General features: G+C 65.3%; 13 protein-coding genes. 2 read left to right on the top strand and 11 right to left on the bottom strand.

Annotated features, from left to right (window positions below; genetic code table 11):
* Positions 1-290 precede the first annotated feature (290 nt).
* The gene (locus tag AC56LU_RS04295) at positions 291-1,934 is read right to left on the bottom strand and encodes a S41 family peptidase (protein WP_497174366.1); all 1,644 of its coding nucleotides are present in this window, start codon (positions 1,932-1,934) and stop codon (positions 291-293) included.
* A gap of 258 nt (positions 1,935-2,192) precedes the next feature.
* Between AC56LU_RS04295 and AC56LU_RS04290 the strand changes: the two genes are divergently transcribed.
* Positions 2,193-2,867, top strand: coding sequence for a hypothetical protein (locus AC56LU_RS04290; protein WP_497174365.1), 675 nt, complete (start codon positions 2,193-2,195; stop codon positions 2,865-2,867).
* Positions 2,868-2,885: 18 nt separating this feature from the next.
* Here AC56LU_RS04290 and AC56LU_RS04285 read toward each other — a convergent pair whose 3' ends face one another.
* From AC56LU_RS04285 to AC56LU_RS04255, 7 genes are all read right to left on the bottom strand, one after another.
* Positions 2,886-3,257: a nucleotide pyrophosphohydrolase gene (locus AC56LU_RS04285; RefSeq protein WP_497174364.1), complete on the bottom strand. Its 372-nt coding sequence runs from the start codon at positions 3,255-3,257 to the stop codon at positions 2,886-2,888.
* Positions 3,235-3,930 carry a carbonate dehydratase gene (gene can, locus AC56LU_RS04280; protein WP_497174363.1) on the bottom strand — a complete coding sequence of 232 codons (696 nt, stop codon included), beginning with the start codon at positions 3,928-3,930 and terminating at the stop codon, positions 3,235-3,237. Before can ends, AC56LU_RS04285 begins: the two co-directional genes overlap by 23 nt.
* A 181-nt stretch (positions 3,931-4,111) precedes the next feature.
* Positions 4,112-5,245, bottom strand: coding sequence for a molecular chaperone DnaJ (dnaJ, locus tag AC56LU_RS04275; protein ID WP_497174362.1), 1,134 nt, complete (start codon positions 5,243-5,245; stop codon positions 4,112-4,114).
* 139 nt (positions 5,246-5,384) lie between these two features.
* Positions 5,385-7,328, bottom strand: coding sequence for a molecular chaperone DnaK (gene dnaK, locus AC56LU_RS04270; protein WP_497174361.1), 1,944 nt, complete (start codon positions 7,326-7,328; stop codon positions 5,385-5,387).
* A gap of 93 nt (positions 7,329-7,421) precedes the next feature.
* A complete protein-coding gene (gene grpE, locus AC56LU_RS04265; protein ID WP_497174360.1) occupies positions 7,422-8,039 on the bottom strand; it encodes a nucleotide exchange factor GrpE in 618 nt (205 codons plus the stop codon).
* A gap of 377 nt (positions 8,040-8,416) precedes the next feature.
* Entirely contained in the window at positions 8,417-9,520 is a 1,104-nt protein-coding gene (hemH, locus tag AC56LU_RS04260) for a ferrochelatase (RefSeq protein WP_497174359.1), read from the bottom strand.
* A gap of 92 nt (positions 9,521-9,612) precedes the next feature.
* Positions 9,613-10,047: an organic hydroperoxide resistance protein gene (locus AC56LU_RS04255; protein WP_497174358.1), complete on the bottom strand. Its 435-nt coding sequence runs from the start codon at positions 10,045-10,047 to the stop codon at positions 9,613-9,615.
* Between the two features lie 189 nt (positions 10,048-10,236).
* Between AC56LU_RS04255 and AC56LU_RS04250 the strand changes: the two genes are divergently transcribed.
* Positions 10,237-11,394, top strand: coding sequence for an NHL domain-containing protein (locus tag AC56LU_RS04250; RefSeq protein WP_497174357.1), 1,158 nt, complete (start codon positions 10,237-10,239; stop codon positions 11,392-11,394).
* Between the two features lie 33 nt (positions 11,395-11,427).
* Here the strand turns inward: AC56LU_RS04250 and recN are convergent, their stop codons facing one another.
* The 3 genes from recN to AC56LU_RS04235 form a co-directional block, all read right to left on the bottom strand.
* Positions 11,428-13,092 carry a DNA repair protein RecN gene (recN, locus tag AC56LU_RS04245; RefSeq protein WP_497174356.1) on the bottom strand — a complete coding sequence of 555 codons (1,665 nt, stop codon included), beginning with the start codon at positions 13,090-13,092 and terminating at the stop codon, positions 11,428-11,430.
* 41 nt (positions 13,093-13,133) lie between these two features.
* Complete coding sequence (locus tag AC56LU_RS04240) at positions 13,134-14,045, bottom strand: NAD kinase (RefSeq protein ID WP_497174355.1); 912 nt, start codon at positions 14,043-14,045, stop codon at positions 13,134-13,136.
* Positions 14,046-14,179: 134 nt separating this feature from the next.
* Positions 14,180-15,094: a DUF3667 domain-containing protein gene (locus AC56LU_RS04235; protein ID WP_497174354.1), complete on the bottom strand. Its 915-nt coding sequence runs from the start codon at positions 15,092-15,094 to the stop codon at positions 14,180-14,182.
* Between the last annotated feature and the right edge of the window lie 20 nt (positions 15,095-15,114).

Genomic DNA, 15,114 nt, shown 5'->3' with positions numbered 1-15,114 from the left:
GCGCACGAAACCATGATACGACGATTCAGGTCCGGGCGCGAAGGTCTATGACTCAGATCAAATGCGCCAGATCAATGTGGCGCGACCGGAGCAATGCTTGCTTCCGCTGATCTGCGAAGGAAACGCGCGCCACCCACAGGATAGGCGCGCGCAATCCATAACAAAATCATAACGGTAACTCGAGAAGCATGCCAACACGGTAAGGCGGCCCCAAGGCAAACCTGACGGTGAAATACTATTTCATGCAGGGCGCCCCCATGAAATATTATTTCATCTCGGCAAAACGCGGCCTACCTCTTCCCTTCCAGGGACAAGGATGCCAGCGCCGCTTCCAGCACCGTGTCGCGGCCGCGGCGCAGGTCCGCCACGGTCGGCGCGGCCTTGATGGTCGGCTGGATGCCGTGGCCCACCCAGGCGCGTCCGTCCGGATAGGTATCGGCCTTGGTGCAGATGCGCGCTACCCCGCCGCCGGGCAGCTTGATGAACAGCGGCTGGCCGGTGCTGCCGCCCGAGGCCTCGCCCACGATCGCGCCGCGCCCCATCGATGCGAAGGCCACCAGGAAGTCTTCGGCCGCCGAGTAGGTGCCGCCCGAAGACAGCACCGCGACCGGGCCGCGGAAGTGGCGTTTGCCGTCGGCCGGCCGGGTCGCATGGGGCTGGTCCAGGTTCGGCATCGGGCGCTGCCAGGCGCGGTAGGTGGGCAGGTACTGGCGGGTCGACCACCTGCCCGTCTCGAACGGCTTGTCGGTGAGCGTGGCCAGCACCTTGTAGCCGACGTCCGAATTGCCGCCGCCGTTGTTGCGTACGTCGACGATGACGGCCGCGCTCGCGGCGATCTGGTCGAACGCGGCCAGCCAGGCGTCGGCCGCCCGGCTGTCGCCGAAGCTGTTGAGCGCGACGTAGGCCACGTTCCCCGGCAGCTTGCGCAATTCGAAAGGCGGCCGCGACGGCATCGCCTTGCCATAGGTGTCGGCGTCGACGCGGCGCACGTCCAGGTCGAGCAGCTTGCCGGAGGCCAGCCGGAAGCGCACCCGCGGCGCCTTGTCGATCGGGCCCGAGAGGAAGGCGTAGCCGTAGGCGCGCTGCGCCATGTCCTGCGGGGTGGAGGCGCTGGTGACGGGCACGAGCTCGCGCTCGGCATAGGCCAGCACCGGCTCGCCATCGACCTCGACCACCTCGGCGCCCGCGACGATGCCCTTGGCGGCCAGCGCCGGATCGTGCACGGCGCGCACCAGCACCTTGCCTTCCACCAGATGGGTCTGCAGCAGCGGACGCGCCATCATCGCGTTACGCAGCTCGGGACCGGGATAGACGTTGGTGTGGCCGTCCTGCAGCCTGGCGCACAGTTCCATCAGCACGCGGTAGTACGCGGCGGTAGAGGTAGTGGCGCGCACTTTCGGAATGGTGTCGAGATAGAGCTGGTCCCAGTCGATCTGCTTGAGCTTGTCGACATACACGAAGTTGTACTTCACCTCGGACCAGAACTTCGACAGGCCTGCGAGCTTCTCGTCTTCGCTGATGTTGTCGCGGTAGGGCGAGGCCAGCGCCGGTGAGTCGAACAGCTTGGCGTCGGCCGCCTGCCGCTCCTTCATTGCCGCCAGCAGCTGCTGCCAACGGGCGTCACCGCGCAGCGCGGCCAGGTCGACGTCTTTCTCGGCATGCGCAACGTTGGACCAGCCGCCTTCGAAGGCCTTCTGCAAGCTGCCGAAGGCGCCGTCGACGTCGCCCGCCAGCGCCTGCGAGCAGGCGGCGTCGTACAGCAGGCCGGCACTCGGTCCCTGCGCCGCCGCCCGCAGGTAGAAGGCCGCCGATTCGGCGTACTGCCCGGCGGCGTAGGCCGCGCGGCCGCGTTGTGCGAGCCCGTCCGCGTCGTGCGCGAACGCTGCTCCGGACCAGGCCGCGAAGACTGCGGCCGCGATGATGCGACGTACCATGGATTCTCCCCTTGTGTTCGATGGGGGCGATTCTACGAAAGCGGTTCGCGAGAGTGGAGCGGGATGCGACAGGCGGCATGAATCACGGAGCAGACTGCACGACAGCAATTGCTTAATACCCAGCTCAGCCCATCATGCACGGCGCCGCGGGCAAGTTCCCGATAAGCCCTGCGTGCACACAAAGTGCGTTACGACAGGCCACGTAAAGTGCGAGCGTTTCCCGGCTTATCGCCGTCCATCACGTGAAGAGGCTTATCCATGAAGAAATTGAGCGTTCTCCTGCCCCTGCTGTTCGCCGCCGGCTGCGGGACCAGCAACAACTACCTCGCGCACAAAAGCACCGCCGTCGAGATGTATCACATCTTCGACTTCAAGACGGCGGCGCCGACATTGGCGATCGCGCGAGCCGCAACCGATGGGCTGGGCAAAAATACGAGCAGCGTCATCTCGAATACCCTGCTGCAGCCGGGTGCGGAGGTGCCCGCCAAGCCCGGCCGCTTCACCACCGCCGACACCGGCGCCAAGGCGGCGGATCCGGGCGCGGCCGCAACCGCGCAGCCGGCGGCGATGGGGAACGGCGGCACCGGGCTGAAGAGCGCCAGTTGCGAAGGCGCCGCATGGACCGGGCGCGCAGTGCGGACCACTGCCTTGGCCAGCAAGCTGACGCTGCACGCCTGCCTGTACCCGTACAAGGAAGGCTACCAACTCGACACCTACACGGTATTCCAGAAGACCGAAGGCGGCCTGATGCGGCTACCGCGCGATCTCGCCAACCGGCTGGTGGGAACGCCCGAGGAATGGGTGAACAAGACGGTCTGGGACATGGTGCGCAGCGTCGAAGCGGCGGCGCAGGCCAAGGCCACCTATGTGGAAGGCAAGCCGCAACTCAGTCCGGCGCCGGGGACCACCCAGGTAGCGGCAAGCGCTCCCTGAGCACTGCCGGGCCGGGGTCTACTTCGTCTTGTACTCGTCGTATTTGCGGGCGTCGCCACGCACCTGCTCGGCCGGGTACTTGGCCCGGTTGAGCACCATCTTCTCCTGCACCGCGGCGAACAGGTCGACGTCGAGCTTGTCTGCCAGGCGCACCAGGTAGACCAGCACGTCCGCCATCTCGTGCCGCACTTCCTGGCGCTTGGCTTCGCCAAGCTCTTCAAGGCGGCCGTGCTGCAGCCACTGGAAGTGTTCCAGCAGCTCGGCCGCCTCGACGCTCAGGGCCGAGGCGAGGTTCTTCGGCGTGTGGAACTGGTCCCAGTCGCGCTCGTCGACGAATTCACGTACCAGGCCGCGCAAGCGGACCAGGTCACTGTCCGCGTCGTTCTGCACGGACCTGGTCTCCGTCGAGGTAGCCGTTCAGCACGCGCGTGAGCTTGGGCGCGATCTCCTCGAAGCTGCTGACCGTGATGCCGAGGTCGCGCAGCAGGCCGTCGTGCACGCCATACACCCAGCTGTGGATGGTCAGCGGCTGGCCGCGTTCCCAGGCGTCGCGCACGATGGTCGTCTGCGCCACGTTGATCACCTGCTCGGCCACGTTCAGCTCGACCAGGCGGTTGACGGCCGCGCGGCCCACCACGTTGCCGAGGTACTTGCCGTGCTTGTCGCGCACGTCGCGCACGTGGCCGAGCCAGTTGTCGGCCAGGCCCACGCGGGTGCCGGTCAGTGCGGCGCCGACGCCCGAACAGCCGTAGTGGCCGCACAGGATGATGTGCTTCACTTTCAGCACGTCGATCGCGAACTGCAGCACGCTCAGGCAGTTCAGGTCGGAGTGCGCGACCACGTTGGCGATGTTCCGGTGCACGAACAGTTCGCCCGGCGCCATGCCCAGCAGCTCGTTGGCCGGCACGCGGCTGTCGGAGCAGCCGATCCACAGGTATTCCGGGGCCTGCTGTTCCGACAGCGCCTTGAAGAAGTTCGGGTCTTCGGCCACCATCGAGGCGGCCCATTTGCGGTTGCGTGCGAAGAGGTCTTCGGCGCTTACGCCCGTCGTGTTGTTATCCATTGTTCTCCCTGGTTTGATGCGTGCTGAATGGGCGAAAGTATACCAGCAGCGTTCAGCTCCCGGCTGCGCAGTGGCAAAGCAAGCCGGAGTTGGACGCGCGGACGGCAAAGCCGTCCACCCTACGAAAGACGAAAAAAAACCGCTGACGGCTTGCACCGGTCAGCGGTTTTGATGCGGCTGCTTATTCGAAGAAGTCCTTGACCTTGTCCATCCAGCCCTTGCTCTGCGGGCTGTGCTTGGCGCCGCCTTCGTTGGTCGAGCGTTCGAACTCGCGCAGCAGGTCTTTCTGCTTGTCGGTCAGCTTGACCGGGGTCTCGACCACCACGTGGCAGAACAGGTCGCCGGTGTAGCCCGAGCGCACGCCCTTGACGCCCTTGCCCTTCAGGCGGAAGGTCTTGCCGGTCTGGGTGCCTTCGGGCACCGTGAACGAGACCTTGCCGGTGAGCGTCGGCACTTCGATCTCGCCGCCCAGCGCCGCCTTGGCGAAGGAGATCGGCATTTCGCAGTGCAGGTCGTCGCCTTCGCGCTGGAACACGGCGTGCGGCTTGATGTGGATCTCCACATACAGGTCGCCCGCCGGGCCCCCGTTGGTCCCCGGCTCGCCGTTGCCGGTCGAGCGGATGCGCATCCCGTTGTCGATACCGGCCGGGATCTTCACTTCCAGCGTCTTGTTGCGCTTGATGCGTCCGGCGCCGCCGCAGGCCGCGCACGGTTCCGGGATGATCTTGCCGCTGCCGTGGCACTTCGGGCAGGTCTGCTGGATGCTGAAGAAGCCCTGCTGCATGCGCACCTGGCCGTGGCCCGAGCAGGTGGTGCAGGTGACCGGCTGGGTGCCCGGCTTGGCGCCGCTGCCGTGGCAGGTGTCGCACTTGTCCCAGCTCGGCACGCGAATGGTGGTCTCGTAGCCGTGGGCCGCCTGCTCGAGCGTGATCTCGAGGTTGTAGCGCAGGTCGGCGCCGCGGTAGACCTGAGGTCCGCCGCCGCCGCGCCCGCCGCGGCCGCCGCCGAAGATGTCGCCGAAGATATCGCCGAAGGCATCGCCGAAGCCGCCCGCGCCGCCGCCGAAGCCACCGCCGCCGCCCATGTTCGGATCGACGCCGGCATGACCGTAACGGTCATACGCCTCGCGCTTCTCCGGATTGGTGAGCATCTCGTAGGCTTCCTTGACCTCCTTGAACTTCTCCTCCGCTTCCTTGTTGTCAGGGTTGCGGTCGGGGTGGTACTTCATCGCGAGCTTGCGATACGACTTCTTGATGTCGTCTTCCGACGCATTCTTCGCGACCCCGAGGATCTCGTAAAAATCACGCTTTGCCATTGGCGGCACCTTGCTGTTATGTACTGGTAAAACGGGTTAAGCTGAAAGGCAAAAAAACCGAGCCGGAGAACCATTCGGTCGCAGCGGCTCGGCGGTTCCCGCAAGTGGGCAAGCTTCTCAAGCCTGCCCCGCCCGGGGATTACTTCGCGTCTTTCACTTCCTTGAAGTCGGCGTCGACCACGTCGTCCTGCTGCGGCTGCTGTTGCTGCTCGCCGCCCGGCTGGCCGCCGGCCGCACCGGCCGCGCCGGCCTGCTGCGCCTGCATGTCGGCGTACATCTTCTCGCCCAGCTTCTGCGATGCGCTCGACAGGGCCGCGGTCTTGGCGTCGATGTCGGCCTTGTCGCCGCTCTTGATCGCGCCTTCCAGGTCGGTGATCGCCGCTTCGATCGCTTCCTTCTCGCCGGCTTCCAGCTTGTCGCCGTATTCGGTCAGGGACTTCTTGGTCGAGTGGACCAGCGCGTCGCCCTGGTTGCGGGCTTCGGCCAGTTCCTTGACCTTCTTGTCCTCTTCCGCGTTCAGCTCGGCGTCCTTCACCATCTTCTGGATTTCGTCTTCCGACAGGCCCGAGTTGGCCTTGATGGTGATCTTGTTTTCCTTGCCGGTGGCCTTGTCCTTGGCGCCCACGTGCAGGATGCCGTTGGCGTCGATGTCGAAGGTCACTTCGATCTGCGGGGTGCCGCGCGCTGCCGGCGGGATGCCTTCGAGGTTGAACTCGCCGAGGCCCTTGTTGCCCGCTGCGATTTCACGCTCGCCCTGGTAGACCTTGATGGTCACGGCCGGCTGGTTGTCGTCGGCGGTCGAGAACACCTGCGAGAACTTGGTCGGGATCGTGGTGTTCTTGTGAATCATCTTGGTCATCACGCCGCCCAGGGTTTCGATACCCAGCGACAGCGGGGTGACGTCCAGCAGCAGCAGGTCCTTGCGCTCGCCCGACAGGACCGAGCCCTGGATGGCGGCGCCGACAGCGACGGCTTCGTCCGGGTTGACGTCACGGCGCGGCTCCTTGCCGAAGAACTCCTTGACCTTTTCCAGCACCTTCGGCATACGGGTCATGCCGCCGACCAGGATGATGTCGTCGATGTCCGAGACCTTGACGCCGGCATCCTTGATGGCGACGCGGCATGGCTCGATGGTCTTGTTGATCAGTTCCTCGACCAGCGATTCCAGCTTGGCGCGGGTCATCTTCAGGTTCAGGTGGACCGGCGCGCCGTTCGCCATGGCGATGTAGGGCTCGTTGATCTCGGTCTGCTGCGACGACGACAGTTCGATCTTGGCGCGCTCGGCCGAGGCCTTGATGCGCTGCAGGGCGATCGCGTCCTTCGACAGGTCGAGGCCGTTGATCTTCTTGAACTCGTCGATGATGTAGTCGATGATGCGCTGGTCGAAGTCTTCGCCGCCCAGGAAGGTGTCGCCGTTGGTCGACAGCACTTCGAACTGCTTCTCGCCATCCACGTCGGCGATCTCGATGATCGACACGTCGAAGGTGCCGCCGCCGAGGTCATACACGGCGATCTTGCGGTCGCCCTTGTCGGTCTTGTCCAGGCCGAATGCCAGCGCGGCCGCGGTCGGCTCGTTGATGATGCGCTTGACGTCCAGGCCCGCGATGCGGCCGGCGTCCTTGGTCGCCTGGCGCTGCGAGTCGTTGAAGTAGGCCGGCACGGTGATGACCGCTTCGGTGACTTCTTCGCCGAGGTAGTCTTCGGCGGTCTTCTTCATCTTGCGCAGCACTTCAGCCGAGATCTGCGGTGGCGCCAGCTTCTTGTCGCGCACGCCGACCCATGCGTCGCCGTTGTCGGCGCCGAGGATCTGGTAAGGCATCAGCGTGATGTCTTTCTGGACTTCCTTCTCGGCGAATTTGCGGCCGATCAGGCGCTTGACCGCGAACAGGGTGTTCTTCGGGTTGGTGACGGCCTGGCGCTTCGCAGGGGCGCCGACGAGGATCTCGCCGTCTTCCTGGTAGGCGATGATCGAAGGCGTGGTACGCGCGCCTTCGGCGTTCTCGATGACCTTCGGCTGGCCGTTTTCCATGATCGCGACGCAGGAGTTGGTGGTTCCCAGGTCAATACCGATAATTCTGCCCATGATGTGTTCCTTTTATATAAACGCTTAGTTTCGGATGGATTCAATATTGGGAAATACCGCGCTCTTTCAAGGGCGCAGCGGTCCAGCTGCTGCTTATTTCGGCGCTGCGGCCGTCACGATGGCCGGACGCAGCAGGCGGTCGGCGATCATGTATCCCTTTTGCAGCACGGTGACCACGGTATTGGCCTCTTGCTCGGATGGCACCACGGCCACGGCCTGGTGCTTGTTCGGGTCGAGCTTCTCGCCCACCGCCGGCATGACTTCCACCAGGCGGTTCTTTTCAAAAGCGGCGCTCAGCTGCTTGAGCGTCATTTCGACACCCTCGCGGATGGCTTCGACGGTTTGCGTTTCGACCTTCAGCGCCATTTCCAGGCTGTCGCGCACCGGCACCATGGCCTCGGCGAAGCTTTCGATGGCGAATTTATGCGCTTTGGTCACGTCTTCCTGGGCGCGGCGGCGGATGTTTTCCGCGTCGGCTTTCGCGCGCATGAAGGCGTCGTGCATCTCGGCCAGCTTGGCTTCGGTAGCGCTCAGCTGGGCTTCCAGGTGCGACTGGTGCGATTGGTCCGACATGTCGGCAGGGGCTGGCGGAACGCCTGCCTGACCGGCGCTGGCCTGCGCGGCTTCGGTAGCGGCGGCTGCGGCGGTATCGGCCTGCGGCGCTGCGTCGTTGCCCTGCTTGGACAGCTCTTGGTTTTCTTGGTCTTGCATCGAAAAAACTCCTAGAATCAAGGACTTGGCTGAATTGGTAACGTGTCCTGCCTGACACACAGGGCCCTACATGGGGCGATGTCCTACATTTTCAAGGGGCATTTCCAGGACAGCCCATGAAAAAGTGGAAATCATTTGTTACAAGATTTACGGTTTCCCTGAATCATTTCCCGCTGAAAAGTTTTAATCTTCTCGACAAGCTTGCGGCAAGCAGCCGCGCATACCAGGGATAAGGAATCATGAGACTCCGGCTGATCAGTGGCGCCATCGTGCTGTACACCCTCGCGGTGCTGGCATGGCTAAGCCACGCCGGTATCGCCGCGGCGCCATGGCACTGACGGGTAAACGCCTATTTTAACAGTTGGATAAAACCAGCTTCAGGCGCCCAACTGGGCCGCATGCTGCGCGCCGACCAGCGCATCGCGCTTGCGCGCCGCCCGCTGCGCCGGGGTGAGGATGGTCGGCCAGCCGATCAGGTGCTGTTCGGCGATCTCGGCCAGGCCGGTGATCCAGACCGGCGATTCGTTCAGGCAGGGAATATAGTGGTATTCCTTGCCGCCAGCGGCCTCGAAGTCGTGCCGCACTTCCATATTGATCTCTTCCAGGGTTTCCAGGCAGTCGCTGGTAAAACCGGGGCAGATCACGTCGATGCGCTCCAGCCCCTGGCGCGCCAGTTCCTGCACGGTGGGGGCGGTGTACGGCTGCAGCCACTCGGCCTTGCCGAAGCGCGACTGGAAGGTGACGATGTATTCATCGGCGCCCATGCCCAGCGCGACGGCCAGCAGGCGCGCGGTCTTCTGGCATTCGCAGAAATACGGGTCGCCCAGCATCAGGGTGCGCTTGGGCGTGCCGTGGAAGCTCATCACCAGCTTCTGGCCGCGGCCATGCGTTTCCCAGTAGGATTCGACCTGCTCGCGCAGCGCCTCGATGTAGCCTTCATGATCATGATAATGGCGCACCAGGCGCAGCTCGGGCACGTTGCGCACCCGTGCGTAGTGGGCGTACACGGCATCCCAGACCGAGGCGGTCGTGGTGCCGGAATACTGGGGATAGGCCGGCAGCACCACGATGCGCTGGCAGTGCTGCTCCTGCAGCTGGTCCAGTACCTCGGGCAGCGAGGGCGAGCCGTAGCGCATCGCCATCGCCACCTTCACACCCTCGTGGCCGCGCTCGACCAGCGCCTTTTCCAGCAAATTCGCCTGCTTCTGGGTATGCACCTTCAGCGGCGAGCCCTCCTTGGTCCAGATGGTGCGGTATTTTGCGGCCGACTTCCCGGAGCGGAACGGCAGGATGACCAGGTTCAGGATGAACCACCAGACCCTGGCCGGGATCTCCACCACGCGCGGATCGGACAGGAACTGCTTCAGGTAGCGGCGCACGGCCTTGCGGGTGGGCTCGTCCGGCGTGCCGAGGTTGACCAGCACGATGGCGCTGGAAGGCACGGTGCCGTGCGGGAAAGGCGGTTCTCGTCTGAAGGGCATGAGCGAAGGTAGTTGAAGGGACGCCCGCTATTATAAGTGGCGTCCCCTTGCCTGGCGTGTGTACGCCAAACAACAGCGGTTCAGTTACTGATTCAGCTACCCGTGCTCGTATGCAGGCGCACGTCGATGTTGTTGCGGGTGGCGTTCGAGTACGGGCAGACCACGTGGGCCTTGTCGACCAGGTCTTTCAGCTGGGCCTGGTCCATGCCGGGCGCCTTGATGGTGAGGTCGACCTCGATGCCGAAGCCGGTCGGGATCTGGCCGATGCCGACGTCGCCGCTGACGGTCAGGTCTTGCGGCAGCGACACGCCCTCCTTGCCCGCCACGAACTTCAGGGCGCCGAGGAAGCAGGCCGAATAGCCGGCCGCAAACAGTTGCTCCGGATTGGTGCCGGAACCGCCACCACCGCCGAGTTCTTTCGGGGTGCTCAGCTTCAGGTCAAGTACGTTGTCGGAACTTTTCGAGGTCCCTTCACGGCCGCCTTGCGAGGTGGCCTGGGCGCGGTACAGCACTTTTTCGATGCTCATTCGAACTCCCTTCTGTGTTGGTTGGACAGGTCCGCCGGAGGCGGAACGTTTATCACTTTGCCACAGAATGGCGGAAGAAGCAGGACGGTAGCTTGCGCGCGTCAGCACCAGCGCACGCTTGATCGCCGTCAAGTCCGTCGTGATCCCATCAATTAGCCTCGATGCGGTCACGAAGCCCCAGGAGATGCCATGGCCATCACCATTCTTTCCCGCATGTGGCGCGATCCCGCGCTGCGTCTCGGCGCGCTCTTGCTGTCGGTCGTGCTGGCCGGCTGCGGCGGCGGGGTCGCGCTCGGATTCAGCTACGTCGATTATGACGACGAGCACCACCATCCCGACAAGCCGCGCGGCGACCCGGGCATCTTCCTGATCGCCGGCGGCCTGTGTCCGAACTGCGGCGGCTCGCTCGACGGCTCCGGCTCCGCCGCACGCTTCGACGCGCCCGAAGGCGTCGTGCTCGGCGCCGACGGCAACCTCTACATAGCGGAACGGGGGAGCGCCACCATCCGCAAGGTGTCGCAGCAGGGCGTTGCCGTCACGCTCGCCGGCAAGGCCGGGACGCCCGGCAGCGCCGACGGTGCCGGAGGCGCCGCCCGATTCAACGCACCGACCCGGCTCGAGATCGACATCGACAACAACCTGTACGTGACCGACACCGGCAACTCGACGATCCGGGAAGTCAGGGCCAGCGGCGCCGTCACCACCCTCGCCGGCCGCGCCGGCGAATGCGGCAGCGTGGACGGCAACGCCGGCAACGCGCGCTTCTGCAAGCCGCAGGGCATCACGCTCGACCGCAAGGGCAACCTCTACGTCGCCGACACGATGAACCACACGATTCGCCGCATCGACCGCGCCAACAACGTCACCACCGTCGCCGGCGTGGCTGGCGCCTGCGGCAGCGCGGACGGACGCGGCGCGCAGGCGCGCTTCTGCGAACCGCAGGACATTCGGGTCGACTACGACGGCAACCTGTACGTGGCCGATACCGCCAACTCGACCATCCGCCGGATCTCGCCCTCGGGCGAGGTGCGCACCATCGCCGGGGCCGCCGGACAATGCGGCAGCGCCGACGGCCAGGGAACGAACGCCCGCTTCTGCCGCCAGGCCGCGCTGACGATCGATGGCGCAGGCACGCTGTTCGTGGCCGACACCGGCAACGGCACCGTCCGCCGCATCGCACCCTCTGGCCAGGTCAGCACCGTCGCCGGCGCGGCCGGCACCCAGAACGTCGTGCTCGGGCCCTTGCCGGGCAGCCTGAACACGCCGCGCGGCATCACGGTGCTGGCCGATGGCGGCCTGGCCACGACCTCGCAGAACATGGTCCTGCGGGTTGTGCCTGCGCGCTAGGAGCACCGAATTGCACTTTGCCCGCTGACGGCCTCAGGACGCCAACAGCTCCCGCGCATGCTTGCGCGTCGTCTCGGTAATCTCGATCCCGCCCAGCATGCGCGCCACTTCCTCCACCCGCGCCCGCGTGTCGAGCACGTCGATGCGCGACACCGTGCGGCCCTCGCTGGTTGCGCCCTTGGCCACCTGGAAGTGCTGGTTGGCCTGGCTGGCCACCTGCGGCAGGTGGGTCACGCACAGTACCTGGCGCTGGTGGCCGAGGCGCTTGAGCAGGCGGCCCACCACCTCGGCCACGCCGCCGCCGATGCCGGTGTCGACCTCGTCGAAGATCAGGGTCGGGGTGGTGGTGGCGTGCGCGGTGATCACGGCGATGGCCAGCGAGATGCGCGCCAGTTCGCCACCCGAGGCCACCTTGGCCAGCGGCCGCGGTGCGACCCCGGTATGGCCGGCCACCAGGAATTCGACCTGCTCCAGCCCGTGCGCGCCCGGCTCGCCGGGATTCAGGGCCACGGCAAAGCTGCCGCCGCTCATGCTCAGTTCCTGCATCGCCGCCGTGACACCCTTGCCCAGCTCCACGGCCGCCTCCGCGCGCCGCTTCGACAGGCGTTCGGCCACTTTCATGTAAGCCGTCCTGGCTTTCTCTTCCTGCTTGCGCAAGCCGTCGAGGTCGCTGGCATCGGCCAGCTGGCGCAGGCGGGCGGCGAGCGCCGCGTGCTCCTCGTGCAGTTCTTCCGGTGTGACGTGGTATTTGCGCGCGGCGCTGTGCAGCGCTTCCATGCGTGCGTCGACTTCGCGCAGGCGGCCAGGATCGAGTTCGACCTTGTCGATGTAGTTGTTCAGCGCGTAGACCGCTTCCTGCAGCTGGATGCGGGCCGGCTCCATGCAGTCGAGCACGGACTGCAGTTCGCCGTCGACACTCACCAGCTTGCCCAGCTTGGTATTGAGCGACGAAAGCTGCGACAGGATCGGGTGATCGGCCTCGGAGATGGCTTGCAGCGCCTCTTGCGCGCCTTCGAGCAGGCTGGCCGCATGCGACAGGCGGCTGTGCTCGTTGCTGATCTCGCCCCATTCGCCGGCTTTCGGCGCCAGCTTGTCCAGCTCGCTCACCTGCCACTCCAGGCGCTCGCGTTCAAGCAGCACGTTGCGCGCATCGTTCTCGAATTCCTCGCGCTGGCGCACCAGGGCCTTCCACGCCTTGTAGGCGAGCGCCACGGCCTGCACTTCCTCGAGGGCGGCAGCGTCGCGCACGGCGATCTGGTTGTCGAGCAGCGCGCGCTGGGCGTCGCTCTTGAGCAGCGACTGGTGGGCGTGCTGGCCGTGGATGTCGACCAGCATCTCGCCCAGTTCGCGCAGCTGCGCCGCGGTGGCGCTGATGCCGTTGATGTAGGCCTTGGAGCGGCCGGCGTTGTCGATCACGCGGCGCAGCAGCGCCCCGCCCTCCTCGACGCTGAATTCATTCTGCGCCAGCCAGGCGGCAGCGGCATCGGTCACCGCGAAATCGGCCGTGATGTCGGCCTTGGCCGTCCCTTCGCGCACCATGCTTGCGTCGCCGCGCCCGCCCAGCGCCAGTTGCAGCGCGTCGATCAGGATCGACTTGCCGGCGCCGGTCTCGCCGGTGAACACCGTGAAGCCGTTCGAGAACTCGAGTTCGATCGTGTCGACAATGACGAAGTCACGGATGGTAAGTGTGCGCAGCATGAAAAATCGGGTCTCCTGTTTTGCGTATCCACGGCGGCGGCTCAGGTGAGCTTGCCTTCGTTGGTCGGGTATTCGTTCCAGTGCAGCTTTTCGCGCAGCGTGTGGTAGTAGCTCCAGCCGCGTGGATGCAGGAAGGTGATCGTGTGCGGCGAACGCGAGATGACGATGCGGTCGCCCAGCTGCAGGCTGGTGAAGGTCTGCATGTCGAAATTCACGCTGATGTCGCGCCCCGCCACCAGCTCCACCACGATCTCGCTCGACTCGGGCACCACGATCGGCCGGTTCGACAGCGCATGCGGCGCGATCGGCACCAGGATGATGCCCTGCACGCGCGGATGCAGCAGCGGGCCGCCGGCCGACAAGGCATAGGCGGTCGAGCCGGTGGGCGTCGAGACGATCAGGCCATCGGCGCGCTGGTTGTACATGAACTCGCCGTCCACGATGAGTTTGAGCTCGACCATGCCTGCGCCGGTGCCGCGCGCCACCACCACGTCGTTGAAGGCGAGCGCGCAGAAGATCTCGTCGCCGTCGCGCACCACGCGCGCTTCCAGCAGCGTGCGTTCCTCGATCTGGCCCTGGCCCTGCAGGATCTCGTGCAGCGCCGGCACCATGCGCTCGAGCGGAATGTCGGTGATGAAGCCCAGGCGGCCGGAGTTGATGCCGATGAGCGGAATGTCGTATGGGGCGAGCTGGCGCGCGATGCCGAGCATGGTGCCGTCGCCGCCCATGACCACCGCGTAGCTGGCCTGCTCGCCGATCTCGGCCACGCTCATGGCGTCGATGCCGTCGATGCCGAGGGTGGCAAAATGCGCTGCGGTATCGGTCTCGAACACCACGCGGTAGCCTTCCCCGGCCAGGAACTCCGTGAGCTGCCGGGCCGGCGCTTCGATGCCGGGGGTGTTCTGCCGCACCACGAGCGCGATGATTTGTTGCTTTTCGGGCGACACTGACATGGTCTGGAGCGGTTGGGTTAGGACTTGGGAGATTAACCGATTATCCCTGCGGCTGCTATACGGAGGCCCATGGGCGCGCGCCGATAACTGTACAAATAAACAGTATAAGGGCGGCGAGCATCAGCCCGCAAGTTTTAGGCTAACAGGGCCTGTCCCACCGCCAGCACGATCGCCAGGACGATGCTCAGCAGATGGAGTGTCATCAGCACCAGCCAGCGCAGCCCGGTTGCCATGCGTCCGCCGCCATACACCCGGCGCATGGCGGTCGGCAGATAGAAGGCCAGCCACACGTTCAGCAGGAAGCGGATGAAATCCCAGTCCTTCGGCAGCAGGACCAGCACGCCGAGCATGAAGAAAGCGAAGGCGTTGGTGTGCAGCGCGAACAGGAAATGCTCGCCATAGCGGCGTCCGCTACCGAGGTAAAGCAGCTTGAGGTAGCCGGCGAACACCGGCATGAGCGCGAAGATCGCATACGGCGCGTAGCCGAAGAAGGCACGCTTGATGGCGTCCTGCTGCACAGCGACCGGCTGGCTGGTGAAGCGGTCGAGCTTGCTGCCGAATACCGGATCGAGCGCGGCGGCCCATTTGACCATGCGCAGCCTGAATTCGTCGAAGGTCTCGCTCTGCCCAGCCGTGACCACGCCAAGCTCGGTATTGCCCTTGCGTTCGGGCGCCGGGGCGCTGTGCGCCGGGGGCGCGGCGACGGCATCCGGTTCGAACAGCTCGACCCCGCTGAACTTGACCAGTGCAAAGAACAGGATGCTGAAGCTCAGGTACAGGCGCAGCGGCTCGAGGTAGCGCACGCGCCGGCCCTCGATGTATTCGCGGCTGAGGAAGCCCGGCTTGAACAGCAGCAGCGCCAGCGACTTCCACAGCTTGCCTTCCAGCGCGACATAGTGACCGAGGAACTCGTGCAGGAATTCGCGCGCGCTGGGCACGTGCACGTGGGCCGCCTGGCCGCATTGGTGGCAATAGTTGCCGCGGGTAGCGGTGCCGCAGTTCTTGCACGTATCGAAGTGCTGGTGGCTTGCGAGGGCTTCGGTGGTCACGGTGGGTCCGGCGATGTGGT

The organism is Telluria sp. PB2R4 (genome assembly GCF_059685695.1).
This window is presented reverse-complemented; position numbering and strand designations above follow the sequence as displayed.